Below are 25,965 nucleotides of genomic sequence, written 5' to 3' on the forward strand. Positions count from 1 at the left end.
CGTACTGGAGTACGGTTGCGCTTCTCGACCACAAATCGCTGCCGCTCACTACGGTTTTGTTAGGTGTCGTTAGTTTGATAGTAAAAACGATCAAGCTGGAATTGAAGAAAGGAAATAATTATGTGGTACTTCGCCTGGATACTGGGTCTTCCGCTGGCGGCGACGTTCGCCGTGCTCAATGCGATGTGGTATGAAGTCGCCGATGGCGACACGACGCCCGAGCAGTACCGCGACACGCCGAACTAGTCGCGCCTGAATTTGATCTGCCCCGCCCGGTGCAATGGTTTTGCCATTGCCGCCCGGCGGGGCATTTTTATGGTTTTTCGCGGATTTCAGTCAAGCAAATCCCGCCATGCCGTGAAAGAGGAAAGATTTGTTGTACGGCCAACACGGTATTCGCCGCCGTACCGGCAGAACTTCACTGAGCCGTGCCGAACGCACGGCTTTTCGTTGCCCGCTCCCTGCATTGTCATCGACGCGACGTACGTCCGCGGATCGAGCCGGTCTGCACAGGCGGAAATTCGCTAACACTTGCCCTTGCACACTTCACATCATTTGATAATAAATTTGTGATTTTTGTTTTGTTTTTGTTGTTTTCATTTATTTTTATTAAATTTACTTTAAATCGCCAAAATTAAGTTGTAAAATAAGTTGCTTCCTATAAATATAGAGTGACGATTTGGCAAGGAAATTGACTTCGAATGATCGCCTCTCACTCATGCGAGAGCAATGTCATCTCGGTAGCTGAACCAGAGGCAAGCATAGTTAATTCAAGGAAAATATTATGAGCATGATAAGGGGACTCAAGCTAACGCACCGTCTGGCTGTACTGATTGTGATCTTTTCGGTCGGTTTCATCCTCTATGGCCTGTGGTCGTTCAAGACTCTGCAAGAATGGAAAGTGAACGGCCCTGTTTATCAGAAAATAGTGCAAAGCAAGGATCTGATTGCGGACGTGTTGCCACCGCCGGAGTACATACTGGAATCCTATCTGGTCAGTTTTCAGCTGCTGGCGACCGAGGATCGTGCCGAACAGGCGCAGTTAATCGCACGATTTAACACGCTCAAACGTGATTACGATGAGCGCCATGCATTCTGGAAGGGCGCGACACTGGATGCCGATATCGCCGGGCTGCTGCTGAACAAGGCGCATGCGCCGGCGCTGGCCTTCTACACGGTTGCACTGCAACAGTTCATCCCCGCAATAGAGGCACAGGACAAGGCCGGCGCCACCGTTGCGATGAAAAAAATGACTATCAGCTACGCCCAGCATCTGCAGGCCATCAAGCAACTGGTCGAGATGACCAGCCAACGCGCGTCGGCGATAGAGGCGGATTCGAGCGCGCGCATCACGGTGGCGGGCAGCTTGCTGTTGGCGATACTGCTGGTCTCGCTGGGCACGGCGATTGGGGTGGCTGTGCTCATTAGCAAGAGTATTACCAAGCCACTGCAGGACGCCGTGCACGTTGCCCGCATTGTCGCTTCCGGTGACCTGCGCAGCCATATCGCGACCGACTATCGCGACGAGCCGGGCGAATTGATGCGTGCTCTGAAAAGCATGACGGAGAGCCTGCGTCATACGGTGGGCCGTGTGCGTGGTGGTACTGAAACCATCTCGACTGCCTCGCAGGAAATTGCTGCTGGCAATTTGGACCTCTCGGCCAGAACCGAGGCTCAGGCCGGTGCACTGGAGCAAACATCGTCGGCGATGCAGCAGTTAACCAGCAATGTGCAGCAGAATGCCGAAAGCGCTCAGCAAGCCAATCAACTGGTCTTGTCGGCTTCAGCGGTAGCGGTGCAGGGCGGGCAGGTGGTCGAACGTGTCGTCGCGACCATGGTATCCATCAAGGACAGCTCGAACCGTATCGTCGAGATTATTTCCGTGATCGACGGCATCGCGTTTCAAACGAATATTCTGGCCCTGAACGCGGCTGTCGAAGCGGCGCGCGCCGGTGAGCTGGGGCGCGGTTTTGCTGTCGTCGCATCGGAGGTGCGCGCCCTGGCGCAACGTTCCGCCACGGCCGCCAAAGAGATCAAGCAGCTGATTGCCGAGTCGGTCGAAAAAGTCGAGCTTGGCAGCAATCTGGCCGATGAAGCGGGCGGCACGATGAAGCAAATCGTCTCCTCTGTCCAGCAAGTCGCCGGCATCATGGGGGAAATCGCCGTCGCCAGCCAGGAACAAAACGATGGCATCAAACAGGTGAATCAGGCCATCGGTCAGATGGATGCGGTGACCCAGCAGAATGCCGCCCTGGTCGAGCAGTCGGCGGCGGCAGCGGCCAGCATGCAGGAGCAGGCGGACAGCATGATGCAGGACATGCGCGTGTTCAAATTGCTGGCGTGACCTTGGTGACCGGCCTTGTGCACCCGGGGCCGCGCCTGGCCGGCCAGGAAAGGCGGGACTCAGGCCGGCGACTTGCTGACCGGTTTTGGGGTGGCAATGGCGATCGGGTCGCTGGCCGGAAAGCTCTCCTTCAGCGCTTCATCGAGCGCTTCCTCGGCATGGCCTTCGCCCGCCGGCGTGGGCGAATCGCGCTCCGGTGGCGGGGCGGGCGTGGTGGCGGCGTTGGTGCTCGAATGCATGGTGATTCCCTCGCGGTGGTGCGCCAGGTAGCCGGGAGGCGATGGCGCGGGCTGATGCTACCAGCCTAGCACATCGCGCAGGAATGGCGCGCAGGATGCGCCTGCCGCAGGGGCGGATGGCGGCGTCTGCTACACTGCGCTCCACTTTGACCGACGGAATTGCCATGACTTCTCTAACCCTGCCATACCGCGCCACCGCACTTGACGCCTGTGCCTGGCTGGCGCAACAGACGGGCACCCCGTGGACCCTGGCGCGCCTGCTCGAGCAGGGCGGCTTGCCGTTTATCTGGCTCGACTACAGCGCAGCCTGGGCCGAGCTGTTCCATGACGGCGTGACGCGCTATGCGGCGCCCGTGGTGTTCATCGAGGACAAGCAGCACCTGGCCGCGGGCGCCGATGATGTCTGGCTGCGTTTTACGCGCGACTCGGGCAATCTCCCCATTGAGCTCAAGGGGCAGGGCTTGCGCGTGCCGCTGGACGGCTTGCACTTCCAGGAGCGCGACCTGTTGCGTTTGCTCAAGGAGTTGCAGCATCCGCAGCCGGCCGACACGGCAGCGGACAAGGCGCCTGTGGTCTTGCCCAGCGCCTTGAAAGGCCTGGGGCGCGAGCAGATTTTGATTGCCTTCGCCGGCGTGGGCAAGGTCGACCTGGACCAAGGCATGGCCAGCGGCGTGGGCATCTTTGGCGACGATGGCGCGCGCGTGCGCAAGAATTCGCGCGGCGGCAAGAACAGCCATTTGTGGCATCCGGTGACCCTGGCGTTCGGCTTGCACGACGTGCACCGCGTGCCGATGGCGCATTTGAAAAAGGCGTTCGCCACGCAACCGTTGCTGCGCGATTGGAAGGCGGACTGGCTGGAATCGCTGCGCCTGCTGGGAGAGTGACCTTATAACTCGATGGGGGCGACGTCCGTGCCGATATCGGGCGCCGCGTAATGCATGCTGAAATACACGAAAGCGCCGATATTGAGGGCGACCGTGATCCAGAACACGATGCGGAACGAGCGCTTGCTGGACTTGTGGCGCAGCCATTGCTGGGCCAGCACGGCGCCCGGCCAGCCGCACAGCAGTCCCAGCAGCAGCAAGGTGCGCTCCGGGGTGCGCCAGCGTCCCCCTTTCGCGGCCGACTTGTCGATCGCATAGGCAACGAAGCATCCCAGGCTCAGCACGCCATATGCGAGGGCAACCAGGGCGGGGATGTGGAAAAAGAAGGTGGCGAGTAAGTACAGTACGACAAAGAACGCGATGACAAGGTAAGGCATAGGATGTGTTGGCTTGAACGGAGGGCGTGAGTATCCCACATGGGGAGCGATGGCGCCGCCTAAAATAAACAGCCTTGCGCCGTATCGACATGCACGGCGCGGCGGCGGGCGTGGCCCGTTTTCAGCGCTTCGCGGTCGCTGGACAGGGCGATGCCTTCCAGCGCCAACAGGGTTTCCTTGGCATGCAGACCGCCCGCAAAGCCCGTCAGCTCGCCCGTGGCACCGACGACGCGGTGGCAGGGGGCGATGATGGAAATGGGATTCTTGCCGTTGGCGGCGCCCACGGCGCGCACGGCGGCGGGGCGGCCGATCTGGCGCGCGATCTCGCCATAGCTGCGCGTCTGGCCATACGGTATCGTCAGCAGCGCACGCCACACTTCCTGCTGAAATGGCGTGCCGGCAAAATCGAGCGGCACCTCAAAATGCTGGCGCGTGCCGGCAAAATATTCATCCAGCTGGCGCGCCGTTTCCTGCAGCACGGCGCAACCGTCATCGACGCGCATGTCGCCCAGGCGCACGCGGTTCGGCTTGTCGTTTTCCCACAGGATGGCGGCCAGGGCTTCCCCGCGCGCCACCAGGGTCAGCTCGCCCACGGGCGAGGGCACCACGATGCAGTCGTATTCCATGTTGGTTCCTTGATCAGATGGCGCCAGTGTAGCAGGCTGGCGGCAGCCTGCGTATTGCGTGTAGGATAGTGTTTTATCGACATGGAGCACCGGCTTTGACGACGATCCCCACCTATGAGACCATTCGCGCGATTGCCCAGCGGCTGGTGCACGAGCGCTATCCCACGGCCGTGGCGGCCATCATCGGCGGCTCCTTCGCCACAGGCCGGCAAACGCCTACTTCCGATATCGACTTGCTGCTGCTGTTCGACCACGTCGATTGCGCCTGGCGCGACACCCTCGTGGCCGAGGGGCGCACGGTGGAACTGTTTGCGCACGACGTGGCCACGTTCACGTATTTTTGCAAGGAAATGGATGCGCCGGGCGGCACGGTGCCGCTGGCGATGATGGTCGTCGAAGGGGAAAACATCGTCGCCGCCGGCGACGCCTACGCGCAGCTGCACGCGCTGGCGCACGCTTTCGACACGGCCGGGCCGCCCGCGCTCGACGCGGAAAACCTGCAGCGCCGGCGCTACGCCATCACCACCGCGCTGGAAGACCTGGTCGACAGCACGCACCCGGGCGAGGCGCTGGCCGTCGCTTGCCAGCTGTACGAAGCGCTGGCCGACCTGCACTTGCGCGCGGCGGGGCAGTGGAGCGGCGGCGGCAAGCACCTGTTCCGCCGCCTGCAGGCCTTCGACGCCCTCATCGCCGGGCAGCTCGATGGCGCGCTGCGCCTGGTCGCCGGCGACTTGCCGGCCGGCCAGCGCGCGTTCGGGCAAGTCGCCGCCGCCGTGCTGGCGCCCGTGGGCGGTCCCTTGCTCGACGGCTTTACCCTGCCGGCGCCCGCGCACTGGCGCGCTTAAAACGTCGTGCGCACGGCCAAGCTGATGTTGCGCGGTTCACCCCAGAAGACGCCGTCGAAGAAGCCCACGTTGCGGTAGTACTTTTTATCGAGCAAGTTATTCACGTTCAGCTGCACGCTGGCGTGGCGGTTGAGCGCATAGCTGGCCATGGCGTTGACCAGCGCGTAGCCCGCTTGCGGAATGTTGGTGATGGTTCCCGATGGCGGGCGGCCGTACCACGATTCGCTGTAGGTGGCGCTTTGCGCCGTCATGCTGGCGCCCGCCCTCAAACCGGCCAGGCGGCCGTCGAAGCGGTAGCTGGTGGCCAGGCGCAGCAAATGGCGCGGCTGCGTGGTGGCGGCGCGGCGGCCATCGGCCTCGGCCGCGTGCAGATAGGTATAGCCGCCGCTCGCTTCCCAGGCGGGCGATAACTGGCCGGAGACGTCGAACTCGACGCCCTTGGCCGTCACGCCGGCGCCATTGGCCACCATGGCCTGGCCGCCGTCGGGCAGCAAGAAGCCGGGCGGCACCGTGCGGTCGAGTTCCGCCATGTTCTTTTTCTTCGTATGGAACAGGGCGGCCGACGCGTTCAGCTTACCTTCATAAAATTCGCCCTTGATACCCAGTTCCGCATTGTCTCCCGTTTCCGGCGCCAGGAACTTGTTGTTGCGGTCCTTGCTCGATTGCGGGTTGAACAGCTGCGTGAAGCTGGCGTAGGCCGAATACTGCTTGTTGATATCGAACACGGCGCCCACATACGGCGTGACTTCATTGCGCGTTTCCACGAAGTCGCTGTTGTCCGTGTGCACGCCTCGTGTATCGTAGTTGCGCGTATCCGTGCGGTAAGTACTGCTGCGCGCGCCGATGATCACATGCAGCGGGTCGGCCAGGCTCAAACGTGTGCCCACATAGCCGCCCGCCAGGCGCGTCACGGTTTCCGTGTGCGAGCCGTCCGGGTGGAACACGGGGCGGGGGATGTTGCCCGTCCAGCTGCGGTAATCGGGGACGACGTTCGGGTAGTTGATTTCCGCCTCGCCGCCCAGCGAGCGGGCGCGCTGGTTGCCGCCGTTCCAGCCGGCGATGGCCGTATGCTTGCGCCCCAGCAAGGTAAACGGGCCGCTGGCGTAGACGTCGAAATTATCGCCCGTGGTCTTGCCCGGGCCATAGGCGCCCGTCCACAGCAGCATGCCTTCGCCCGTGGCCGGATCGGGCTTGCCGCCGCCCGCATAGGCGACGGTGGTGCGGTTCGTGCTTTCCGTGCGCGCATAACCAAGGTGCATGTTCCAGTTGCCGGGCAGGCGCTGGTCCAGCGACGTGAAGATGGTGTGCTGCTTGTTGGCCCAGGTGCTCCAGGGCGTCGTGAGGCTGGTGTTGCGCGGCAAGTTCGCCAGGCTGCCATCCGCATTCCAGTACGGCACGGCACCCCAGGTGGCGCCTGTCGGCTTGTTGTCCTGGAAGTCGACGCCCGCCGTCAGCAGGGTGCCGGGACGCACGTCCGCTTCAAGGATGGCCATGCCCACCGTCTTGCGCTCGTGGTACATGTCCAGGTAGGAATCGCGTTTTTGCCAGGCCAGGGCCGTGCGCGCGCGCACGCTCCCCTCCGCGTTCAGCGGCGTGGACAGGTCGGCTTCGAAGCGCTGGTCATCCCAGCGGCCCATGATGAGACCGGCGCTGGCCTGGAAGTCCTTCGTTGGACGCTTGCGTATCATGTTGATGGTGGCGGACGGGTCGCCCTTGCCGCCCATCAGGCCCGTGGCGCCGCGCACGACCTCGATGCGGTCATACAGGATGGTGTCTTGCAGCGGCGCATTGCCGCCGCGCGCCATGCCGTCGATCTGGAGATTGTTGATGCCGAAGCCGCGCGCATAAAATGTCGTGCGCTCCGTGTCGTTCTGGCCCACCTGGATGCCTGTCGTCTGCGCCAGCGCCTGGTCCAGCCGCACGGCGCCCAGGTCGTCGAGCAGCTGGCGCGTGATGACGCTGACCGATTGCGGCGTCTCGCGCAGCGACAGGTCCATGCGCGTGGCGCTGCGCGCTTCGCCGGCCGTGTACGACTGCGTGCCTTCCGTCGTCGCGGTCGACTGGCCCAGCACGGTGACGGCGGGCATGGTCACGTCGGCCGCGGCGGCGTCGGCGGCCTGTGCCGGCAGGGCCACGCCGGCGGCAAGACTGAGCAGGCTGATGTGTAATACACGGGGGAGGGCGCGCAAGGCGGGCTGGCGCGAAGATGAGAAGGCTGTCGTTGATTGCATTATTTTCCTGGATATTTTTAGTCGTGAGTGTTCCTATCTCGTCTGGCGAGCTGCTCAGTAGCTGGGGGATGGCGTAACGCTGGCCCGTGGTCTGGCTTGGATAGCAGTTCCACCGCAAGGCCCGGCGCGGACGGGCAGTGGAAAAGAAAGGCGCGCGATTCCTGCCACTTTTGTGAATAAGAATCATTATCAATATAGGTGATATTTGCCAAATAATCAAGCGTGTGCACCAAAGGAGTGCAGGCGGGAGTGCCGGCAGACCCGGGGCGGCGCATCGGCTTGCCTTCTGCGATAATGCAGGCGCTGACAAATATTTTCCTTAATGAAAGAAATGCATGCGTACATGGATCGCTTGTGCCGGATGGTTGTGTGTCGTTTCGCTGGGTCAGGCCCAGGAACACGCGCCGCCGCCGGCTGTTCCCGCGCCGCTGCAGAGCGCCAGCGTGCCGCCCGCCGCCGATGCCGTTGCGCCACCGCTTGCGCCGGCCACATCCGCGGCATCAGCACCCAAGGCAACGGCGCCAGCAGAGGAAGCCTTGCCACCGCAAACGGTGACGATCACGGCCACCAGCGATGCCAGGGCGCCGCACGTGCGGTTCACGGCATACCGTGAAAGTTATCTGACGGCCAGGAAAGTGTGGCAAGTGTCGAGCGGCAGCGTGGTCATGGCCCTGCGCCTGATTCCTGCCAAGCTGAGCGCCACCATCGACGATGTGCGCGTGGCCTTGCAAGGCAATGGCGCCCCCATGCCGATCAAGGTGTCGGCCGGCGGCGTGTTTGTCGTGCCGCTCAACGATGATATTGCCGCGCAGGACGGCACGTTTTTGGTGAACAAGGGCAGGGGCGAGCTGACGGCCAATATCGTGCTGCAGCCGTCCGTGGCGCGCGATGCGTGGAACGTCACGCGCGTGGGGCAGGTCTTGCGCGACGCCCGGCGCGCCGTGCGGGCCATCACGCCGTGGTACAAGCGGCCGTTCGCCAGCGACGTGCAATCGCTGGCCTTTTGCGCGGCCGAGCGGGGCAGCGCCTTGCAATTGATGGATGGAGAACAGCTGATCGCGACGCTGCCCATGAACGAGGCGGCCGTCAACGACATCAACCAGCCCGTGTTTTGCAAGATTTTCGACGGCGAAGACAAATACCCGGGACACTACCGCGTGGTCATGCCCGAGCAGGCGACGGTGCTGTTGCTGTAATTAACTGCTAGTTAGGCTGGCGCTGCACCAGTTCCAGCGCCGCCGCCAGGGCCAGGTCCATGGTGGCCTGGTGGAAGATCAGCCACTGCGGCAACAGCGACAGCGCATGGCGGCCCTGTTCCAGGTCGCCTTCATCGACGGCGGCCCAGGCATGGTGCAAGCCGCTGAGCACGCGGGCATGCTGTTCGCGGTGGTTGGCCAGCGAGGGAAAGCCGATTTGCTCCATCAAATCTTCTTCCTCGCGGAAATCGCGTTCGACGGCCGCAATCAGCTCGCGAAACGCCACGCTGAAATGCTGGTCGCTTAATTGCCCCAGCCGTGCCAGCTCCTGAAACAGCGCCTCATGCGCCTCGTCGATGGCGGGAACGCCCAGCGCCATCTCATCTTTCCAATGCGATTTACCCATGCCGATGCCCCCGGTGAAGTCCGTCGCGGCGCGAAGCGGACTGTTCCAGTGTGGACGCAGCGAAGGGCGAAATCCATGATCTGGATCAAAAGTATGGTGAAGAGGGGAAGAGGAAAGCAAGACAAAGACAAATCGACGAAGGGAACAATTCCCCACTCGCAATAAAGCGGTCTTAACGATGCGCCGTGTTACCGAGCGCCGCTGAAAAACGCCGCTGGCAAGGCGTCTTTGACGCAGACAGTACGCTAGTACGGCAAGTCAAAGCAACGCAGCCAGCGACGTTTTCTCAGCCGCGCGTCTTATTGCCGAGGCCAGCGGGCCCACAGAGCTTGCGCATCGACATTCGGCACCTGCAACTGCTGTCCGGCCGACGTCTGCATCGCATCCCTCAGCACGAGGGGCACGAGCATCAGGGCCGACAAGGCAAGGCAGAGCAGCACTTTGAGCGTCAACATGGTCGTCTCCCGGTGTCCCGGCGGCGGCGCGGGGATGCGGCGCCTGCCGGTCACGTCCTATGTACTACCATGCTTGCAGTTTAGTTCATCTGATTGAAACTTCAACTAGTTGCTGTGATGCACTGCACCAGTGACGCCTCTTATTTGGCCTTGCGGCTGCGCCGCGGCTTGCCTGCGGCGGGCAGGAAAGAGTCGAACCACACTTGCGTCAATTGCCGCGTATTTTTCGCCGCTTCGCGCTTGACGGCGGCCGTGGCGTGGCCGCGCGCCGTGTTGGCGACGCGGTTGGCGGCGCTCAGGTACATGCTCATCCAGGGGTTTTTCATGGCTAGCCTCGCAAACAGTGGGTGGGGGCGGCGCGGATATGCCGCCATGCCGCTACTGTAGTCCGATGGCCGGCGCTGACCGTGCGGCGGCCCACATAGCCGGGCGGCGCTGGCAATGTGCTGAGGCAGATCAATACACGTCGCGGCGGTAGCGCCCGGCCGCCAGCAGGGCGTCGAGACCGTCCTGTCCCAGCACTTCTTGCAGTACAGCATCGATTCCCGCCGCCATGCCTTGCAGGCTGCCGCACACGTAGACGATGGCGCCTTGCGCCAGCCAATCGCGCAGCTCGCCGACGTTGGCGCGCAGGCGGTCCTGCACGTATTCGCGTTTGCCGCCCTCGTTGCCGTCGCGCGAAAAAACACGGTCCAGGCGCGCCAGGTGGCCAGCGTCCAGCCAGCCTTGCAACTCTGCGCCGCAGACGCTGTCAACAGCTTGCTGGCGCTCGCCGAACAGCAGCCAGTTACGGGCCAGCCCCGCCCGCTGGCGCGCGCGCAGGTGCGACCGCAGGCCTGCCAGGCCGTAACCGTTGCCGATATAAATGCAGGGCACGTCGACCAGGGCGGGCGCGAAGGCGGGATTGGCTTGCAGGCGCAAACGGATGCCGGCGCCCACTGGCGCGAAGCGCGTGAGCCAGCCGGAACAGAGACCGTACCCGTCGTTTGTGCCGCCCGCGTGGCGCTCCTGGCGCACCAGCAATTGCAGTTCGCCATCGGATGGCAGCGAAGCGAGCGAATAGCTGCGCGGCGCATGCTGGGCACTTTGCGCGTCGCCCTCGCTGCCATCCGCGTTGCAGGCGATGATTTCCGCCAGCGCGCCCGCTTCCCAGGCAGCATCGGCGGGGCCCGTCAAGGTGATTTCATGCAGTTCGCCGCCCAGGCTGCCCGGGTTCAGCAGCACGCGGCGCGTCAGGCGCCATTCGGCGTACGACGCTTCTTCCTGTACGCCGATGGCGTCGATGGCGCTGCCGCTGCAGCTGCAGCTGGCCAGCGCTTGCGACCAGGCGGCCAGGGCGGCGGGGTCATGCTTGTCCACTTCGATCAGCGGGAACATGGGCGTGGCGCCCAGTGCTTGCAATTGTTGCGCCAGCGCATGGCCAAAGCCGCAGAAGGCGCCGTAATGGCGGTCGCCCAGGGCCAGCATGCCGAATTCCAGGCCCGCCAGCGGCGTGCCCGCCGTTTGTTGCAGCAGGCGCGCGAAGCGGCGCGTGCCGTCCGGCGCCTCGCCTTCGCCAAAGGTGCTGGCGACGATCAGGGCCCGTTCGTACTGGCGCAATTGCGCGGGATCGAAACGGTCCAGCGACTGCACGTCGACGGCCACGCCGGCCTGCTGCAAGGCGCGCGCGCTTTCCAACGCCAGGCGCTCGGCCTGTCCCGACTGGCTGGCGTAGGCCACCAGGGTCGGTAAACCTGTGTCCGTCTTGCCCGGCGCGCCGGCGCCCAGCAGAGCGCGCTGCGCTTGCACAGCCCGCTTGGCCTTGCGGCGGCCCAGGTACAGCATCCAGCCCGTGACGGCGAACAGGGGCAGGCCCAGGCTAGCGAGCGTCACGATGACGCGGCCCGGCAAGCCAAAATACGTGCCCATGTGCAGCGGATAAATGATGTTGACGAGGCGTGCACCCAGCGCCTGCTGGCTGTAAGGTTCGTTTTCCGTGAGCGTGCCGTCGGCCGGCGCAATGCTCATGCGGCTGCGCGCCCGTTCGTGCGGCGCATCGCCGGCCAGCCACGTGAATTGCACGGCTTCGCCGGGGCGCACGGGCAGACGCACCGTAGCCAGGGTCCAGCCGGGGGCGTGCTGCTGGAAAACGCTCCAGGCCAGGCCGATGTCGGCGACAGGCGATGGCTCCTGCGGCGCCCCTTTCTTGCCGGGCGCCTGCGCCGTCCGGGGCGGCTTGCCGGCCCAGGCGTCGATATTGTCGCGCACCACGTCATAGCTCCAGTAGATGCCCGTCAGGGTCAGCGCCACATAGACGACCAGGCACCAGGTGCCGGCCACGGCGTGCAGATTCCACAAAAAGGAGCGGCCTTTTAATGCAGGGTCGAAGGTCAGCCAGGTGCGCCAGTCCAGCGGACGGCGGGGCCAGCGCAGGTACAGGCCGGACAGTGCCAGGCCCAGCAGGCACAGGGCCAGCGCGCCCGCCACTTGCCGGCCCGGATCGCGCGGCAGCAGCAGCCAGCGGTGCAAGGACTCCGTCCATTCGAAAAATGCCGCGCCCGCCAGCGCGGGCTGGGTCGCGCCCGTGTACGGGTGCAGATAAATGGATGCGCCGCGCCGTTGGCCATGCTTCGGCGCGAAAAACAGGCGTGGCGCCGCGCCCGCCTGCGCATACATGGTGACCGAGGCCACGCGCTGTCCGTGTTCGGCCGCGGCGATGCTTGCGAGCTGGGCCGGCGTCAGCGGCGCGCGCGTTTCCACGGGGACATGGCGCACGCCGGGGTTCATAACGTCGAGCAATTCATCCTTGAAGGCCAGGGTGGCGCCGCTCAGTCCGATGATCACCAGCACCGTGCCGGCCGTGATGCCGATAAACCAGTGCAATTGAAACCAGACCTGCTTCCAGTTCCAGTGCCAGCGCCGTTGTTGCGGGACGGCAAGCTGACGAGTCTGCGTCGCCTCATCGGCGCCGGCGCGCGGCAGGGGGTGTGGAAGGGAGGAGGTCGTCATGAAGCGGCTTTCGATAGCGCCGCCATGCGGGGCATCAGGCATGGCGGGGAAGAAGGAGGATTGACATAGTAACGAAAACGAGAATCATTCGCAAATGATGACTCCCTGTTGTCGCGGGGTGGTGGCCATTCTCGTTTGCCTGATCGGGCGCTGGAGGCGCTACAATAGGGATACTGTTCACTAGTTCCCATTGCTGCCATGACCACTTCCACACCGAATCTTGTCGTCACCCCATCCGCCCACCCCCTGTCCGACGCCGAGCGCGCCGCGCGCATGGTCAACCCGGCGTTTGGCCGCATCTTCACGGACCACATGGTGGTGATTCCTTACCGCGACGGCAAGTGGCAGCAGGGCGAACTGAAGGCTTACGGTCCTTTGACGCTGGACCCGTCCGCCTCGTCGCTGCACTACGGCCAGGCCATCTTTGAAGGTTACAAGGCGTTTGCCCAGCCCGATGGCAGCATCAAGACCTTCCGTCCGGAACAAAATGCCGAGCGCTTCAACCGCAGCGCCGCGCGCCTGGCCATGCCGGCCATTCCCGTCGAGCTGTTCCTGGAAGCGGGCGATGCGCTGATCGCGCAAGACCGTAACTGGGTGCCGAAGAACACGGGCGAGAGCCTGTACATGCGTCCGCTGATGATCGCCACCGACCCCTACCTGGGCGTGCGTCCATCGGAAGAATACCTGTTCGTGCTGTTCGCCTCGCCGGCCGGCGCCTACTTCCCGAAAGGCGTGAAACCCGTCACCGTGTGGATCAGCGAAGACTTCGTGCGCGCAGCGCCAGGCGGCACGGGTGAAGCCAAGTGCGCGGGCAATTACGCGGCCAGCCTTATGGCCCAGTCGCAAGCGCAAGAGAAGGGCTGCGACCAGGTCGTGTGGCTCGACGCCGTGCACCGCGAGTTCATCGAGGAAATGGGCGGCATGAATCTGTTCTTCGTCTACAAGGATGGCGAGAAAGTCACCGTCGTGACGCCGGAATTGACGGGTACCTTGTTGCCAGGCATCACCCGCCGCAGCCTGCTGGAAATGGCAAAAGACCTCGGCTATGCGACGGAAGAGCGTAAATTGTCCGTCCAGCAATGGCGCGACGACATCGCCTCGGGCCGCATGACCGAAGTGTTCGCCTGCGGCACGGCCGCCGTCATCACGCCCGTGGGCGTGGCCAAGGCCAATGGCTTTGAAATGACCATCAACAACAATGAAAACGGCGCCGTCACCCTGGCCCTGCGCGAAGCGCTGCTGGGCTTGCAGCATGGCACGGCACCGGATACGCACGGCTGGATGCATACCGTCTGCTAAGTTGATGGTGTAATTTCACTACTGCGCCGGCACCCAGTTGCCGGCGTTTTTATATCTTGAAGGAAATACGATGAAAATTCGCTCTATCCTGCCTGCCTTGGCCGCCGTTTTCCTCAGCCTGTCCGCCGGTGCCGCGTACTCAGCCGACGCCACGTGCGCCATTCCCCGCAACGTCAGTTATTACGACTACGACGTCAAGCCGTCGGACGAGAAAAACACCTGCTACAAGCAAAGCACGAACGTGCCCACCGATTACTTCATGCTGGCGCTGTCGTGGTCGCCAGGCTTCTGCGACAGCCAGCGCCGCCGCGGCGCAGTGTCGAAGAAGGCCGCTTTTCAGTGTGCCGAGAGCAATCACTTCGGCTGGATCGTGCATGGCTTGTGGGCGCAGTCGAATAACCCGGGCACGTGCGAAGACATTTCCGTGACGCCGCCGCGCAAGACGGAGCTGCATCCGCGTTATTGCAAGGGCAATTTGCCGAAGCTGGCGCCGTCGGACATCCTGCCGTACATGTGCATGCAGCCCGGCGAAGCCTTGCTGCAGGGTGAATGGGAAAAGCATGGCGCCTGCGATTTCGATACGGCCAAGCAGTATTTCGAGAAGGAACGCGAACTGTTCCAAGCCTTGAAGTTGCCGGATTCCACCATGCCGAAAAACGAGTTGTTCCAGTGGATGAAGCAGCACAACCCGCAGCTGAAAGGCCGCTGGCTCGGCTATGAAAAGCACTCGGGCGAGCTACGCATCTGTTATTCGAAAGATTTTAAAGTGATCGACTGCCAGAAGTGATGTAGGGTGAAATCGGCGGGCCTGCCCGGCAGAGTCCGTCCATCCATGCTAGTGTCTTGGCTGCGGTACCGTATGCCGCCCCGGACGGGCTAGACGAACAGGCAACATGATGAAGCAGAAAAACAAGGCGCAGCCTTTCCTCGTGGGCGAGGACGGCTTGCCGCCCGGCGCCCGTTTATGGGCCATGCTCGCGCTGGCCATCGGCGTGGGCATGGCCTCGCTCGACACGGCGATCGCCAACACGGCCTTGCCGGCCATCGCCAGCGAGCTGCACACGACACCGGCCGCCTCCGTCTGGATCGTGAATGTGTACCAGCTGGCCATGGTGGCGACCTTGCTGCCGTTTTCCGCCCTCGGCGAAATCGCCGGCTACCGGCGGGTGTTTATCTCCGGCATGTTCCTGTTTACTTTGGCGTCGCTCGCCTGCGCGCTGGCCTGGTCCTTGCCCTCGCTGGTGGTGGCGCGCCTGTTCCAGGGCGTCGGCGCCAGTGCCATGATGAGCGTCAACACGGCGCTGCTGCGCGCCCTGTACCCCAAGCATTTGCTGGGCCGCGCGTTCGGCAACAATGCGCTGGTGGTGGCCGTCGCGTTCGCCATCGGGCCCACGGCCGCCTCGCTGATCCTGGCGACGGCGTCGTGGCCATGGCTGTTCGCCATCAACGTGCCGCTGGGCGTGGCCGGCTTTTTCCTGGCCAGCCGCATGTTGCCGGCGACAAAACTGTCCGGCCACACGCTCGATGCGCGCACGGCGCTGTACAACGTGGGCGCCTTCGGCTTGCTCATCTTGCTGTTCGGCGACGCTGCCCATCACGCGGACCTGTCGACCTTGCTGCCGGAACTGGTGGCCGTGGTGGTCTTTTTTATGTTGCTGCTGCGCCGCCAGGCCGGGCATGCGGCACCGATGCTGCCGATCGACCTGTTCCGTCGTCCCCTGTTCTTGCTGTCGTCGCTGACGGCCATCTGCACGTTTGCCGCGCAGGGGCTGGCCTTCGTCTCGCTGCCATTCTATTTTGAAGTCACCCTGGGCCGCTCTCCCGTGGAAACGGGATTCTTGATGACGCCGTGGGCCGTGCTGGTGGCCGTGATGGCACCCGTGGCCGGACGGCTCAGCGACCGGTATTCGCCGGGCGTGCTGGGCGGCATCGGCCTGGCGGCGCTGGCGGGCGGCTTGCTGACCCTCGTGTGGATACCGGCGCATCCGAGTGCGTTCGACATCGGCTGGCGCATGGCCTTGTGCGGCATCGGTTTCGGCTTTTTCCAGGCGCCCAATCTGAAAGCCATCATGGGCAGCGCGCCGCCCGAGCGGGCAGGCGGCGCCAGCGGCGTGGTCGCCACGTCGCGTTTGATCGGCCAGGCCACGGGCGCGGCGCTGGTCGCCTACTGCTTTACGGTGTCGGCTGCCAAGGGCACGACGTATGCGCTGTGCCTGGCGGCAGGGTTCGCCGCCGTGGCCAGCATCGCCAGCTTTGCGCGCCTGGCGGTGGCGCAGCCGGCGTGGCTGGCTGGCAAGGACAATTAAGCGTCTAGACGTCGATGGCCTTGTCCGAATGCATGCGCTTGCGCAATTCGAACTTCTGGATCTTGCCCGTCGATGTGCGGGGCAGGGGGCCGAAATAAATGGCTTTCGGCACCTTGAAGCCCGCCAGGTTGTTCTTGCAGAAGGCGATCAATTCCGCTTCCGTCACCGTCGCCCCTTCGCGCAGTTCGACGAAGGCGCACGGCGTTTCGCCCCATTTCTCGTCGGGCTGGGCGATGACGGCGGCGGCCAGCACTTGCGGGTGGTGGTACAGCGCGTCTTCCACTTCCACGCTGGAAATGTTTTCTCCGCCCGAGATGATGATGTCCTTGCTGCGGTCCTTCAGTTTGATGTAACCGTCCGGATACATCACGCCGAGGTCGCCCGTGTGGAACCAGCCGCCCGCGAACGCTTCCTGCGTCGCCTTTTCATTCTTTAAATAACCCTTCATGCAGATGTTGCCACGGAACATGATCTCGCCGATCTGTTCGCCATCGGCCGCCACCGGTTCCATGGTTTCCGGGTCCAGCACGGCCACGGCGCTTTGCAAGTGGTAGCGCACGCCCTGGCGCGATTTCAATACGGCCCGCTCTTCCTGGCTCAAGGCCGCCCACTCGTCCTGCTCGGCGCAGATGGCGGCGGGGCCGTAGACTTCCGTCAAGCCATACGAGTGGATCAAATCAAAACCCATGGCTTCGATCTTCGCCACCATGGCCGCCGGCGGCGGCGCGCCGGCCACCATGCCGCGCACGGTCCAGTCGATTCCCTCGCGCCAGTTGGCGGGCGCGTTGGCCAGCGCCGCATGCACGATGGGCGCCGCGCAATAGTGGGTGATGCGCAATTCGCGCATCAGGTCGAACACGAGCTTCGGTTCGAACTTGCGCAGGCACACGTTGACGCCCGCGCGGGCGGCTACGGTCCACGGGAAGCACCAGCCGTTGCAGTGGAACATCGGCAAGGTCCACAGGTAGACGGCATGCTTGGGCATGTCCCACTCTAATATGTTCGACAGGGCATTCAAGGCCGCGCCGCGGTGGTGGTAGACGACGCCTTTCGGGTCGCCCGTGGTGCCGGACGTGTAGTTCAATGCGATGGCGTCCCATTCATCGGCCGGCGGTTGCCAGTCGTAATCGGGGTCGCCGCTGGCCAGCAAGGCTTCATAGTCGAGGTCGGAAAACGCGTCCACTTCCGGTCCCAGCACGTCGTTGACCTGGATCACGCGCAAGCCGGGAATCTGCGCCGCCATCTGGCGCGCCAGTTCGGCAAATTCCGTATCGGCCAGCAAGACTTTCGCCTGGCCGTGGCGCAGCATGAAGGTCAAGGAGGCCAGGTCGAGGCGGATGTTCAGCGCATTGAGGACGGCGCCGGCCATGGGAACGCCAAAGCTCGCTTCGACCATGGCGGGCGTGTTCGGCAGCATCACGGCCACCGTATCGCCCGTGCCCACGCCCAGCTTGATCAAGCCGGAGGCCAGGCGGCGCGTGCGCGCATACGTTTCGCGCCACGTCTGGCGCAGGCTGCCATGTGCAATTGCCAGGCGATTGCCATATACTGCGGCTGCCCTGGCGATATAGTCGAGCGGGGTGAGGGCGGCGTAGTTGGCGCTGTTTTTGCCGAGGCCGGTGTTGAAATCAGCAGTCATGCTTGTCTCCTGTTAAATAAAATTCTGTAGCTCCCTGTTTCGGGATTGATACCGGTTAGCATAGCACCGGCGCTGGAAAATCACTGTCATCTTAGTGACAGGTCTGAAGGATGGAATGGATAGCAACGATAGTGTAGACCTTGCAATGCTGGAACTTGACAGCCACGACTGGTTCGCGGCCCTCGACGCGCGGCATCAGACCCTGTTGCGCACCGGCAGCGTGCTCCGGCATTTCGAGGCGGGCGCCTTCATCACGCGGCGCGGCGAACCGTCGGCGCACTGGATCGGCGTACACACGGGCTTGATCAAGCTGGCCGTCTACAACGCCGATGGGCGCGGCGCCACGTTTTCCGGCGTGCCGGCCGGCGGCTGGAGCGGCGAGGGCAGCGTGCTCAAGCGCGAATTGCGCCGCTACGACGTGGTGGCCGTGCGCGCATCGAGCATCATCCTCGTGCCCGTGGACCTGTTTCATCTGCTGCTGGCCGAGAGCCTTTCCTTCAATGCCTTCGTCATCCGCCAGCTGAACGAGCGCATGGGGCAATTCATCGCCACCATCCAGAACCAGCGCCTGCTGGCCGTCGACGCGCAGGTGGCGCAAGCGATCGCGCAGCTGTTCCACCCCATGTTATATCCGCGCACCTCCAGCGTGCTTGAGCTGTCGCAGGAAGAAATCGGCTTGCTGACCGGCATTTCGCGCCAGCGCGTGAACCAGGCGCTGGGCCATCTGGCCGAGCTCAAGCTGATCAGCATCGCCTATCAATCGATCCGGGTCGTCGACCTCGATGGCTTGCGCCGTTATGGCGTAGCGTCGCTGTGATGACAGACTGGGCGCGCGATGTATGGCATGCTGGCGGCTGGCTTATGACATTGAATTGACGCATGGCACTCGTTTCCGATCATCCTCTGCACTTGCTGGGCTTGCGCTTTCCGCTCCGGCTGCGCGTTACCGTGCGCCAGGGTTTTGTCACCTTGCATAATGAAATCGCCACCAAGAAACTGGGCAGCGGCGACAGCTTCGTCGTGCCCGCGTTCTTGCGCTTTGCCTGCGACGTGATGCCGGGGCGGGGCAAGCCTGCCGTGTTCACCTTGGCGCTGGAAGGCGATGAACCCGATGGCGGCCACGGCGGCGGCAAGCGCTGGAGCCAGGCGCTGGCGCAGCACATCTTTGATACGCCGCAAGGCAAATGGACGGCGGCGCGCCTGGCGGCCCTGTGGCAAGTGACGCCGCACAAGGCGCGCGCGCGCCTGTTTGCCGAGGGCGAGGCATTGCTCAGCCTGGTGCGCGAACAGCGTCTGGCGCACGCGCTGCACACGGCGGCGCAAGCGGGCGCCGACGGGGACGACGGCGAGCGCGACCTGGCGCAGGTGGCGGCCGGTTCCGGCTTTGCCTCGATCCCCGCGTTTTGCGACGCCTGCGTGGACGTGGCGGGTGTGCGCCCCAGCCTGTTCCTGCGGGGACAGGCGCCCGGATAGCCAGACTCCGTTATAATCGGGGCCATGGGATCTTTATTGAAACGCAAACAGTGGCATATGTGGTTCGCCTGCCTGGCGATACTGCTCAATGCGCTGTCGCCGTCCCTGTCGTATGCGTTTGCCTCGCTGCACGCGAACGCGAACAATGCCGCCGTCGAAATCTGTTCGGCCAGCGGCGCCGTCTATACGCAGGCGGACCTGGCGCCAGCCGCCAGATCCACCACCGATTCCGTGCTGCACCACATCGAACATTGCCCGTTCTGCATGAGCCATGCGGGCAGCGTGGGCTTGCCGCCGTCCTCATCCTCGCCGCTGGCCGTCATCACGGGCCACGACCACTATCCGCCATTGTTTTACCAGGCGCCCAAAGCGCCGTTCGCGTGGCTGGCCGCCAGCCCGCGCGGCCCGCCTTCGGCTGCCTGAACGCAGCAGTCATACCTTCCACGTCTTAACCGTCTCCACTACGCCCATAGGGCCAGAATGCCATGAAACGTCGTCTTTTCCTTCTCGCCGGCACGGCGGGATTGCTCACGCTTGCCGCTTGCGAACAAGCGCCGAAACCCCATTACAACGGCCTCGACCTGACGGGAGGCGATTACAAACCCGACTTCAAGTTGAGCGGCCCCGACGGCAAGGTCTACACCCTGGCCGACTTCAAGGGCAAGTATGTGATGGTCTTCTTTGGCTTCACGCAATGCCCGGACGTGTGCCCGACAGCCCTGTCGCGCGCGCTGGAAATCCGCCAGAAACTGGGCGCCGATGGCGATAAACTGCAAGTGATCTTCATCAGCATCGATCCCGAGCGTGACACGCCCGAGTTGCTGGGCGAGTACATGCGCGCCTTCGACCCCAGCTTCCTCGGCTTGCGCACGGATCCGAAGAACACGGCGCAGACGGCCTTCAACTACAAGGTCTTCTACCGCCGCGTGCCGAGCGGCAGTTCGTACACGATGGACCACACGGCCATCAGCTACGTGCTCGACACCGAGGGGCGCATGCGCCTGGGCCTGAAGCACCAGTTGACGGGCGATGAGTGCGTGCAGGACATCAAGACCCTGATGAAATCGAAATACACCTTATAACTACCGAGGAAATAATCATGACCCATCTGAAAAACCTGCTGGCCACGGCCCTGACCGTGCTGTCCTTCTCCGCCGCTGCCCAGACTTCCGTGCAGATCACCGACCCGTGGGTGCGCGCCACCGTACCGCAGCAAAAAGCCACGGGTGCCTTCATGCAGATCACGGCGCCGAAAGCCATGCGGCTGCTGGAAGTGCGCTCGCCCGTGGCCGGCGTGGCGGAAATCCATGAAATGAGCATGACGGACAATATGATGCGCATGCGCCAGGTCAAGGAAATCGCCTTGCCAGCCGGCAAAGCCGTCGAACTGAAACCGGGCGGCTACCACGTCATGTTGCTGGAACTCAAAGGGCAGGTGAAGGCGGGCGACAAGATCCCGCTGACCCTGGTCGTCGAAGGCGAGGACAAGCGCCGCGAAACCATCGAAGTCAATGCCGTGGCCCGTCCGCTGGGCGCCACCTCGACGTCAACTGCGATGCCGGCGATGAAGCACTAAGCTACGGCAATGCCCTTGCAAAGCCCGGTTCGCCGGGCTTTTTTGCGTCCATTTGAAAATTAAACAGCTGTTTGATACAATGCCGGATAATATTAAACAGATGTTTAAATGACGGGAATGGCATGACAGAAGAAGTCGAAACGGCGCGCACGCGCATCCTGCAGGCGGCGGTCCAGCTGTTTGCCGACGAAGGCTACAAGCTCGCGTCCGTGCGCAGGATCTGCGAGGCGGCCCACGTCAACGTGGCGATGGTTAACTATTATTTTCATGGCAAGGAAGAGCTGTATCTGGCCGCCTTTGACCATGCGCGCGAACTGGCGCGCGCCTCGGCTGCGGACGTGGCCGCCGCCAGCGCGCAGGCGCAGCTGCCGCCCGTGGAACAGTTGCGCCTGGCGATAGAATCGATGGTCTTCGACATGCTGCGCCCGGGAGCGGCTTCGCTGTTCAGCCGCCTGGTGGCGCGTGAATTGATCGAACCCACGTCCGCCATCCACATGCTGGCAGACCGCGATGTGCGCGCGCACCACGCCCTGTTTACAGGCTTGATCCGTGGCGTGGTGGGCGAGGCCATGCCGGCGGACGTGGTGCAGAAATGCGTGTTCAGCGTGATTGGCCAGGCTGTGTTCTATGCCCGTTCGCGCATCGTGCATGAACTGGTGGCGCCGGAGATCACCTATGACGAGGCGGGTATCGCCGATATCGCCCGGCATATTGCCGCCTTCTCGCTGGCGGCCCTCGACGGCTTGCGCCGCCAATATGCTGCGCAGGCGGGCGCATGAAGGCGCGCAACCTGACCCTGGTGCTGGCCGGTCTGGCCATGCTGGGCCCGTTCGCCACCGATACCTTCCTGCCGTCGTTTCCCGCGATCGGCACGCATTTCGACGTCAGCAGCGTGCTGGTGCAGCAAACCCTGAGCGTCTACCTGGCCGCCTATGCCTTCATGACCTTGTTCTACGGCACCTTGTCCGACTCGTTCGGCCGCCGTCCCGTGATCCTGGCATCCTTGCTGATCTTTGCCGTGGGCTCCATCGGCGCCGCCTTCGCCCCCAGCTTTGGCTGGCTGCTGTTCTTCCGCGGCATGCAGGGTGCCTCGGCCGGCGCGGGCAGGGTGATCGGGCAAGCGATCGTGCGCGACAGTCTGTCGGGCGCGGCCGCGCAAAAGATGCTGGCCAACATCATGATGGTGTTCGGCATCGCCCCCGCCATCGCCCCCATCATCGGCGGCTGGCTGCACGTGGCCTACGGCTGGCAATCGACGTTCGTGTTCACCTTTGCCGTCACCGTGCTGCTGGCGCTCGCCTGCCTGAAAGGCTTGCCGGAAAGTTTAGCCGTCGAGCAACGTCAGCCTTTCCATCCAGGCAATATCGCGCGCAATTACTGGCTGGCCTTGCGCCACCGGGCTTTCCTCTTGCGTTCGCTGGCCGTGGCCTTCGCCTTTGGCGGCTTTGCCCTGTACATCGCCTCGGCCCCGCATTTTATTTTGGAATTGCTGCATCTGCCGGAAACGGCGTTTGGCTGGATGTTCATTCCCATGGTGGCCGGTTTGGTGCTGGGCTCGGCGCTGTCGGGCAAGCTGGCCCACGTGGTGAAAAGCACCGTGCTGGTGCGCTGGGGCTTGCTGGCCATGGCGGCCACGGGGGCGATCAATATTGCTTACAACCACTGGTTTTCGGCCAGCATCCCGTTCGCCGTCGTGCCCGTGATGCTGTACGCGTTCGGCATGTCGCTGGCCTTGCCGGGCATGACCATGTCGACGCTCGATATCTTCCCGCAGATGCGGGGTCTGGCCGCGTCCCTGCAAAACTTCGTGCAAATGCTGGTGTTTGCGCTGGTGTCCGGTTTTGTCGCACCGTTGCTGTTCGACAGCGCATTCAAACTGGCGCTGGGACAGGCTTCGGCCGTCGTACTGGCCGCCGCATTCTGGTGGCTGGGCAGCCGGCAAGGGGCGGGGAAGGGCGTGGCAGGGGTTGTCAAAACAATATGACGAGCCCTGGAAAAGGATGGCATGCATTCTGCTTTGTTACACTGTGACAATCAGACCCCCGCCGCAGGCAGCACAGCACGCGCGCGGGTCTAAGCAGTTTTGCAACTTTACCTTTGGCTATCATGCACTTGATCAACTCCAGTTTGAACCACGCCTTGCGCGTGCCGCTGGCTGCGGAAATCCACTCGCGGCCGTTTTTGCAGCTCGATGCCCCCGAGCTGATCACCCATCTTGCCGTTTATAAAGATGACAGCGCGGCGCCAGGTGCGTCGAATATGGCGACCCAGCACGCCACCCTGGCGGCCCTGTGCACGCATTTCGGCGTCACGCCGCCCGCTGCCGAAGCCAAGTATTTTTATTACGACTTTGGCCGCTTCCGCCTGAAATGGGAATGCCACACGGAATTTGCCACGTTTACCTTCGCCGAACATCCGGGCGCCGCCTTGCCACTGGAGCAGGCGTTCGAGCGCATGCCCCTGGAACAGTTGCCGCAACAATGGCTGGTGGGCTTGAAGGGCAAGCTGATGGTGGCCGCCCACGTGGTGCTCGAGCAGGCGACGGAGCCGGCCGAGATCTTCATGCAAGGTTTGTCGCGCGTGTTCGAGGGCAATACCCTGGCCGGCAGCAAGGTGCTGCAGGGCGGCGAATTGTGGACGGATTTCACCATCCAGTCCGACGGCTTCAGCCGTTTCGTCATCCGCGATGCGGGCATGCGCTCGCAGCAGTCGGGCCGATTGGTGCAGCGCGTGCTGGAAATCGAAACCTACCGCATGATGGCCTTGTTGGGCTTGCCCTACGCCATGCAGGCGGCGCCATCGTTGAATGCCATCGAGAACGAACTGGCGACCCTGGCCGCCGCCATGGTCGATACGGACGACGCCCCAGGAGCCGGCGATGAGGGCGTCTCCGAGCAAGCCTTGCTCGACCGCATCACGCGCCTGGCGGCCCGCATAGAAAAGCTGTCGCTCGACAATAGCTACCGTTTTTCCGCCTCGAAAGCCTATATGGGCCTCGTCAAGGCGCGCATCGACGAGCTGCGCGAAGTGCGCATCGAGGGCATCCCCACGGTCGAGGAATTCATGGACCGCCGTTTGACGCCCGCCATGAATACGTGTGAAGCGATGTCCAGCCGCCAGGAAGCGATGGCGCAGCGCATTGCCAACACGAACGATTTGCTGCGCACGCGCGTGGGCATCGTGCAGGAGTTGCAAAACCGGCAAATCCTGCAATCGATGAACGCCCGCGCGGCGCAGCAGCTGCGCTTGCAGCAAGCGGTGGAAGGCTTGTCCGTGGCCGCCATTTCGTATTACGTGATCGGCCTGTTCAGCTACACGGGCAAGGCGGCCAAGGTGCTGGGGCTGCCCGTGAATCCGGAAATCCTCGTCGGCGCCCTGGTACCGTTCGTGGCGGCCGCCGTCTGGCTGGGCTTGCGCCGCATGCATCACAAGCTGCACGCGGACTGACCAGGGCAGGCACTCAGGCGGTGCGTACGCCGCGCGCCGCCAATCTTTGCTATCGTGCTGGCCTCATTGTTTGCTACAAGGAAATCAGCGTGCTTGCCAAGGTTGGAGATATCTACAGTGTGTTTTCGCACAGGCTGCAGCAGTATGTGGCTTGCCAGGTCACGGCCATCGACGATGCCGCGTCCGGCAGCGCCCCGCTGGCCGCCATTTTGCAGCTGGACTGGACGGGCGACACCTTGCCCGATGCGCACGCCGTGCAGGCGATGCGCCCCCTGGTGTGCGATTACTATTTCTGGAACAAGCGCCACGACCACAGCTTTGCCAGCGCGACGGTGCCGCGCCACTACAGCCTGGTGGTCAATGTGGCGCCGCTGGTCGAGACGGCAGTGAAAAGCTACAGCGGCGGCTGGCACATGGGCGACAGCGTGTACCGCCAGCGCCGCTGGGAGCAGGTCGACCCGGCCCGGCGCCAGCGCTTCAAGGCGGCATCGAGCGAGGAAGTGATGGTCGGCGGCCAGGCCGTGCGCCAGAAGACGAGCCGCATCGGCGACGATATCCTGCAGGCGCTCGGCGACCTGTCCGAACTGGACCAGCTGCCTTGCCTGACGACCATCGAGACGCGCCACGGCAGCGCGGCGCTGGCCGCCTACATCAACGGCAACCCCATCATCAACGAAGTGCACTGGCAATCCTCGACGGAGAGCGAACTCGACTTGCGCAACAGCAATGTCAGCCGTCTCGTCGTGCATGGCGCAGGCTTGCGCTCGCTGCGCCTGAACGAGGGTTTGAGCACCCTGATACTGAATGGCGCGCCGTCGTCCGCGCTGCGCATCGACGACCCGCATGCAGGGCGCTTCCTGCGCCTGCAGTGTTCCGGCGCCCTGACGCCATTCCACGGCCTCGACCAGCTGGCGCGCCTGTCGCTGAGCGCCATGCCGGCCGTGGATTTCGACATGGTGGCGCAGCGTTTCCCCTTGCTGACGGACCTGACCGTGTGGGGCAAGCCGGGGCTGGCGTCAAACGTGGCCAGCATCGCCAGACTGGACCGTTTGCGCTCCTTCACCGCGTATGAACTGTTCGGCTACGGTGCCGACGACTTCCCCGCGCCGGCGCAGTTGCCGGCCTTGTCCAGCCTGTGCCTGACCAGCCTGCCGGCCGACGCCGCCAAGGCCATCAAGGCCAGTTATAAAAAGGCGGCGGTGCTGGGTCTGGACCTGTCGGTGACGCGGCCGCGCAAGCCGGAATGGCTGGCGGAAAACCTGGACAATCCGTTCCGCGACTGGGATGGCCGCGCGCACATTGCGGCGGCGTATGCCAAAAAAGCCGCGCAGGCGTATAAAAAGCTGCTGGCCACGGCGCGCACGCTCGACGGCGCGAACGATGCCGGGACGGCGCAAGCCGTGGCGCAGGAGATGGTCACCGCCTATGTCGGCGTGTTCAACCAGATCGAGCGGCGTTCCAGCGTCATCGAAACGGTGGAGCGCGATGAAATCTATGTGGCGCTGGAGCAGGTGCTGGCGCAAGTGCCGCTGCCGGATGTGGCGGCGCTGTATGCCTTGTTTGACCGCTTGCGCGATTTTTAGTCAGACATGCGCTAGAAAAAAAGTTCTAGACATGGCGTTCTAGAATCGGTA

At 63.5% G+C, this 25,965-nt stretch carries 26 protein-coding genes; 17 read left to right on the top strand and 9 right to left on the bottom strand.

Translation table 11 applies throughout. From position 1 onward, the window contains the following. Positions 1-120: 120 nt before the first annotated feature. Together cydX and AC3RCG_RS12160 are read left to right on the top strand one after the other, a co-directional pair. Positions 121-246, top strand: a complete 126-nt coding sequence (gene cydX, locus AC3RCG_RS12155) for a cytochrome bd-I oxidase subunit CydX (protein WP_070222085.1) — start codon at positions 121-123, stop codon at positions 244-246. A 538-nt stretch (positions 247-784) separates the two neighbouring features. After that, complete coding sequence (locus AC3RCG_RS12160; RefSeq protein WP_275528111.1) at positions 785-2,344, top strand: methyl-accepting chemotaxis protein; 1,560 nt, start codon at positions 785-787, stop codon at positions 2,342-2,344. A 59-nt stretch (positions 2,345-2,403) separates the two neighbouring features. On the opposite strand, the gene AC3RCG_RS12165 is transcribed toward AC3RCG_RS12160, so the two are convergent. Beyond that, positions 2,404-2,583, bottom strand: a complete 180-nt coding sequence (locus AC3RCG_RS12165; protein ID WP_070291689.1) for a hypothetical protein — start codon at positions 2,581-2,583, stop codon at positions 2,404-2,406. 164 nt (positions 2,584-2,747) lie between these two features. On the opposite strand from AC3RCG_RS12165, the gene AC3RCG_RS12170 reads away from it, so the two are divergent. Further along, the gene (locus tag AC3RCG_RS12170) at positions 2,748-3,467 is read left to right on the top strand and encodes a hypothetical protein (protein ID WP_492403849.1); all 720 of its coding nucleotides are present in this window, start codon (positions 2,748-2,750) and stop codon (positions 3,465-3,467) included. Between the two features lie 2 nt (positions 3,468-3,469). Here AC3RCG_RS12170 and AC3RCG_RS12175 read toward each other — a convergent pair whose 3' ends face one another. Further along, positions 3,470-3,844: a DUF1294 domain-containing protein gene (locus AC3RCG_RS12175; RefSeq protein WP_070291691.1), complete on the bottom strand. Its 375-nt coding sequence runs from the start codon at positions 3,842-3,844 to the stop codon at positions 3,470-3,472. Between the two features lie 59 nt (positions 3,845-3,903). Then, positions 3,904-4,470 carry a methylated-DNA--[protein]-cysteine S-methyltransferase gene (locus AC3RCG_RS12180; protein WP_070291692.1) on the bottom strand — a complete coding sequence of 189 codons (567 nt, stop codon included), beginning with the start codon at positions 4,468-4,470 and terminating at the stop codon, positions 3,904-3,906. 95 nt (positions 4,471-4,565) lie between these two features. Between AC3RCG_RS12180 and AC3RCG_RS12185 the strand changes: the two genes are divergently transcribed. Continuing rightward, positions 4,566-5,315 carry a nucleotidyltransferase domain-containing protein gene (locus AC3RCG_RS12185; RefSeq protein ID WP_492403846.1) on the top strand — a complete coding sequence of 250 codons (750 nt, stop codon included), beginning with the start codon at positions 4,566-4,568 and terminating at the stop codon, positions 5,313-5,315. Here AC3RCG_RS12185 and AC3RCG_RS12190 read toward each other — a convergent pair. Further along, on the bottom strand, positions 5,312-7,546 hold the full coding sequence (locus AC3RCG_RS12190; protein WP_492403844.1) for a TonB-dependent siderophore receptor: 2,235 nt from the start codon (positions 7,544-7,546) through the stop codon (positions 5,312-5,314). The two genes, AC3RCG_RS12185 and AC3RCG_RS12190, sit on opposite strands and share 4 nt — an antisense overlap. Before the next feature lie 335 nt (positions 7,547-7,881). Here AC3RCG_RS12190 and AC3RCG_RS12195 point away from each other — a divergent pair, with 335 nt between their 5' ends. Then, entirely contained in the window at positions 7,882-8,742 is an 861-nt protein-coding gene (locus AC3RCG_RS12195; protein ID WP_492403842.1) for a hypothetical protein, read from the top strand. 7 nt (positions 8,743-8,749) lie between these two features. On the opposite strand, the gene AC3RCG_RS12200 is transcribed toward AC3RCG_RS12195, so the two are convergent. The 4 genes from AC3RCG_RS12200 to AC3RCG_RS12215 all read right to left on the bottom strand — a co-directional run bounded on the left by AC3RCG_RS12200 (position 8,750) and on the right by AC3RCG_RS12215 (position 12,591). Then, a complete protein-coding gene (locus AC3RCG_RS12200) occupies positions 8,750-9,148 on the bottom strand; it encodes a bacteriohemerythrin (RefSeq protein WP_070222077.1) in 399 nt (132 codons plus the stop codon). Positions 9,149-9,447: 299 nt separating this feature from the next. Further along, positions 9,448-9,603: a hypothetical protein gene (locus AC3RCG_RS12205; RefSeq protein WP_162995620.1), complete on the bottom strand. Its 156-nt coding sequence runs from the start codon at positions 9,601-9,603 to the stop codon at positions 9,448-9,450. A 140-nt stretch (positions 9,604-9,743) separates the two neighbouring features. Then, on the bottom strand, positions 9,744-9,929 hold the full coding sequence (locus AC3RCG_RS12210; RefSeq protein WP_099408630.1) for a hypothetical protein: 186 nt from the start codon (positions 9,927-9,929) through the stop codon (positions 9,744-9,746). 130 nt (positions 9,930-10,059) lie between these two features. Continuing rightward, entirely contained in the window at positions 10,060-12,591 is a 2,532-nt protein-coding gene (locus AC3RCG_RS12215) for a PepSY domain-containing protein (protein WP_492403840.1), read from the bottom strand. A 198-nt stretch (positions 12,592-12,789) separates the two neighbouring features. Between AC3RCG_RS12215 and AC3RCG_RS12220 the strand changes: the two genes are divergently transcribed. The 3 genes from AC3RCG_RS12220 (at position 12,790) to AC3RCG_RS12230 (ending at position 16,196) form a co-directional block, all read left to right on the top strand. Further along, positions 12,790-13,890: a branched-chain amino acid aminotransferase gene (locus tag AC3RCG_RS12220; protein ID WP_121669144.1), complete on the top strand. Its 1,101-nt coding sequence runs from the start codon at positions 12,790-12,792 to the stop codon at positions 13,888-13,890. A gap of 70 nt (positions 13,891-13,960) precedes the next feature. Continuing rightward, positions 13,961-14,677, top strand: a complete 717-nt coding sequence (locus AC3RCG_RS12225; RefSeq protein WP_409026610.1) for a ribonuclease T2 family protein — start codon at positions 13,961-13,963, stop codon at positions 14,675-14,677. A gap of 106 nt (positions 14,678-14,783) precedes the next feature. After that, entirely contained in the window at positions 14,784-16,196 is a 1,413-nt protein-coding gene (locus tag AC3RCG_RS12230) for an MFS transporter (protein ID WP_070310913.1), read from the top strand. 4 nt (positions 16,197-16,200) lie between these two features. Here AC3RCG_RS12230 and AC3RCG_RS12235 read toward each other — a convergent pair whose 3' ends face one another. Continuing rightward, the gene (locus AC3RCG_RS12235; protein WP_070310911.1) at positions 16,201-17,835 is read right to left on the bottom strand and encodes an acyl-CoA synthetase; all 1,635 of its coding nucleotides are present in this window, start codon (positions 17,833-17,835) and stop codon (positions 16,201-16,203) included. Positions 17,836-17,980: 145 nt separating this feature from the next. On the opposite strand from AC3RCG_RS12235, the gene AC3RCG_RS12240 reads away from it, so the two are divergent. From AC3RCG_RS12240 to AC3RCG_RS12280, 9 genes are all read left to right on the top strand, one after another. Next, positions 17,981-18,652 carry a Crp/Fnr family transcriptional regulator gene (locus AC3RCG_RS12240; protein WP_492403836.1) on the top strand — a complete coding sequence of 224 codons (672 nt, stop codon included), beginning with the start codon at positions 17,981-17,983 and terminating at the stop codon, positions 18,650-18,652. 62 nt (positions 18,653-18,714) lie between these two features. Continuing rightward, positions 18,715-19,308, top strand: coding sequence for a helix-turn-helix domain-containing protein (locus AC3RCG_RS12245; protein WP_492403834.1), 594 nt, complete (start codon positions 18,715-18,717; stop codon positions 19,306-19,308). Positions 19,309-19,344: 36 nt separating this feature from the next. Further along, the gene (locus AC3RCG_RS12250; protein ID WP_230505463.1) at positions 19,345-19,731 is read left to right on the top strand and encodes a DUF2946 domain-containing protein; all 387 of its coding nucleotides are present in this window, start codon (positions 19,345-19,347) and stop codon (positions 19,729-19,731) included. Positions 19,732-19,793: 62 nt separating this feature from the next. Next, positions 19,794-20,390 (top strand): SCO family protein, encoded by a 597-nt coding sequence (locus AC3RCG_RS12255; protein WP_070222056.1) that lies wholly within the window; start codon positions 19,794-19,796, stop codon positions 20,388-20,390. Positions 20,391-20,407: 17 nt separating this feature from the next. Further along, entirely contained in the window at positions 20,408-20,884 is a 477-nt protein-coding gene (locus AC3RCG_RS12260) for a copper chaperone PCu(A)C (protein ID WP_492403831.1), read from the top strand. A gap of 122 nt (positions 20,885-21,006) precedes the next feature. Next, positions 21,007-21,663 (top strand): TetR/AcrR family transcriptional regulator, encoded by a 657-nt coding sequence (locus AC3RCG_RS12265; RefSeq protein WP_492403829.1) that lies wholly within the window; start codon positions 21,007-21,009, stop codon positions 21,661-21,663. Then, positions 21,660-22,868, top strand: a complete 1,209-nt coding sequence (locus tag AC3RCG_RS12270) for a multidrug effflux MFS transporter (protein ID WP_492403827.1) — start codon at positions 21,660-21,662, stop codon at positions 22,866-22,868. Before AC3RCG_RS12265 ends, AC3RCG_RS12270 begins: the two co-directional genes overlap by 4 nt. Before the next feature lie 122 nt (positions 22,869-22,990). After that, positions 22,991-24,331, top strand: coding sequence for a DUF3422 family protein (locus AC3RCG_RS12275; RefSeq protein ID WP_492403825.1), 1,341 nt, complete (start codon positions 22,991-22,993; stop codon positions 24,329-24,331). 89 nt (positions 24,332-24,420) lie between these two features. Further along, on the top strand, positions 24,421-25,914 hold the full coding sequence (locus AC3RCG_RS12280) for a hypothetical protein (protein ID WP_492403823.1): 1,494 nt from the start codon (positions 24,421-24,423) through the stop codon (positions 25,912-25,914). The last annotated feature ends 51 nt before the right edge of the window (positions 25,915-25,965 follow it).

The organism is Janthinobacterium sp. GW823-FHT01H08 (assembly GCF_058797855.1).

Excerpts from the sequence above, each read along its gene's own strand:
- cydX (WP_070222085.1), top strand. The coding sequence starts at position 121 with ATGTGGTACTTCGCCTGGATACTGGGTCTTCCGCTGGCGGCGACGTTC.
- AC3RCG_RS12160 (WP_275528111.1), top strand. The coding sequence starts at position 785 with ATGAGCATGATAAGGGGACTCAAGCTAACGCACCGTCTGGCTGTACTG.
- AC3RCG_RS12165 (WP_070291689.1), bottom strand. The coding sequence starts at position 2,583 with ATGCATTCGAGCACCAACGCCGCCACCACGCCCGCCCCGCCACCGGAG.
- AC3RCG_RS12170 (WP_492403849.1), top strand. The coding sequence starts at position 2,748 with ATGACTTCTCTAACCCTGCCATACCGCGCCACCGCACTTGACGCCTGT.
- AC3RCG_RS12175 (WP_070291691.1), bottom strand. The coding sequence starts at position 3,844 with ATGCCTTACCTTGTCATCGCGTTCTTTGTCGTACTGTACTTACTCGCC.
- AC3RCG_RS12180 (WP_070291692.1), bottom strand. The coding sequence starts at position 4,470 with ATGGAATACGACTGCATCGTGGTGCCCTCGCCCGTGGGCGAGCTGACC.
- AC3RCG_RS12190 (WP_492403844.1), bottom strand. The coding sequence starts at position 7,546 with ATGCAATCAACGACAGCCTTCTCATCTTCGCGCCAGCCCGCCTTGCGC.
- AC3RCG_RS12195 (WP_492403842.1), top strand. The coding sequence starts at position 7,882 with ATGCGTACATGGATCGCTTGTGCCGGATGGTTGTGTGTCGTTTCGCTG.
- AC3RCG_RS12200 (WP_070222077.1), bottom strand. The coding sequence starts at position 9,148 with ATGGGTAAATCGCATTGGAAAGATGAGATGGCGCTGGGCGTTCCCGCC.
- AC3RCG_RS12205 (WP_162995620.1), bottom strand. The coding sequence starts at position 9,603 with ATGTTGACGCTCAAAGTGCTGCTCTGCCTTGCCTTGTCGGCCCTGATG.
- AC3RCG_RS12210 (WP_099408630.1), bottom strand. The coding sequence starts at position 9,929 with ATGAAAAACCCCTGGATGAGCATGTACCTGAGCGCCGCCAACCGCGTC.
- AC3RCG_RS12215 (WP_492403840.1), bottom strand. The coding sequence starts at position 12,591 with ATGACGACCTCCTCCCTTCCACACCCCCTGCCGCGCGCCGGCGCCGAT.
- AC3RCG_RS12220 (WP_121669144.1), top strand. The coding sequence starts at position 12,790 with ATGACCACTTCCACACCGAATCTTGTCGTCACCCCATCCGCCCACCCC.
- AC3RCG_RS12225 (WP_409026610.1), top strand. The coding sequence starts at position 13,961 with ATGAAAATTCGCTCTATCCTGCCTGCCTTGGCCGCCGTTTTCCTCAGC.
- AC3RCG_RS12230 (WP_070310913.1), top strand. The coding sequence starts at position 14,784 with ATGATGAAGCAGAAAAACAAGGCGCAGCCTTTCCTCGTGGGCGAGGAC.
- AC3RCG_RS12235 (WP_070310911.1), bottom strand. The coding sequence starts at position 17,835 with ATGACTGCTGATTTCAACACCGGCCTCGGCAAAAACAGCGCCAACTAC.
- AC3RCG_RS12240 (WP_492403836.1), top strand. The coding sequence starts at position 17,981 with ATGCTGGAACTTGACAGCCACGACTGGTTCGCGGCCCTCGACGCGCGG.
- AC3RCG_RS12245 (WP_492403834.1), top strand. The coding sequence starts at position 18,715 with ATGGCACTCGTTTCCGATCATCCTCTGCACTTGCTGGGCTTGCGCTTT.
- AC3RCG_RS12255 (WP_070222056.1), top strand. The coding sequence starts at position 19,794 with ATGAAACGTCGTCTTTTCCTTCTCGCCGGCACGGCGGGATTGCTCACG.
- AC3RCG_RS12260 (WP_492403831.1), top strand. The coding sequence starts at position 20,408 with ATGACCCATCTGAAAAACCTGCTGGCCACGGCCCTGACCGTGCTGTCC.
- AC3RCG_RS12265 (WP_492403829.1), top strand. The coding sequence starts at position 21,007 with ATGACAGAAGAAGTCGAAACGGCGCGCACGCGCATCCTGCAGGCGGCG.
- AC3RCG_RS12270 (WP_492403827.1), top strand. The coding sequence starts at position 21,660 with ATGAAGGCGCGCAACCTGACCCTGGTGCTGGCCGGTCTGGCCATGCTG.
- AC3RCG_RS12275 (WP_492403825.1), top strand. The coding sequence starts at position 22,991 with ATGCACTTGATCAACTCCAGTTTGAACCACGCCTTGCGCGTGCCGCTG.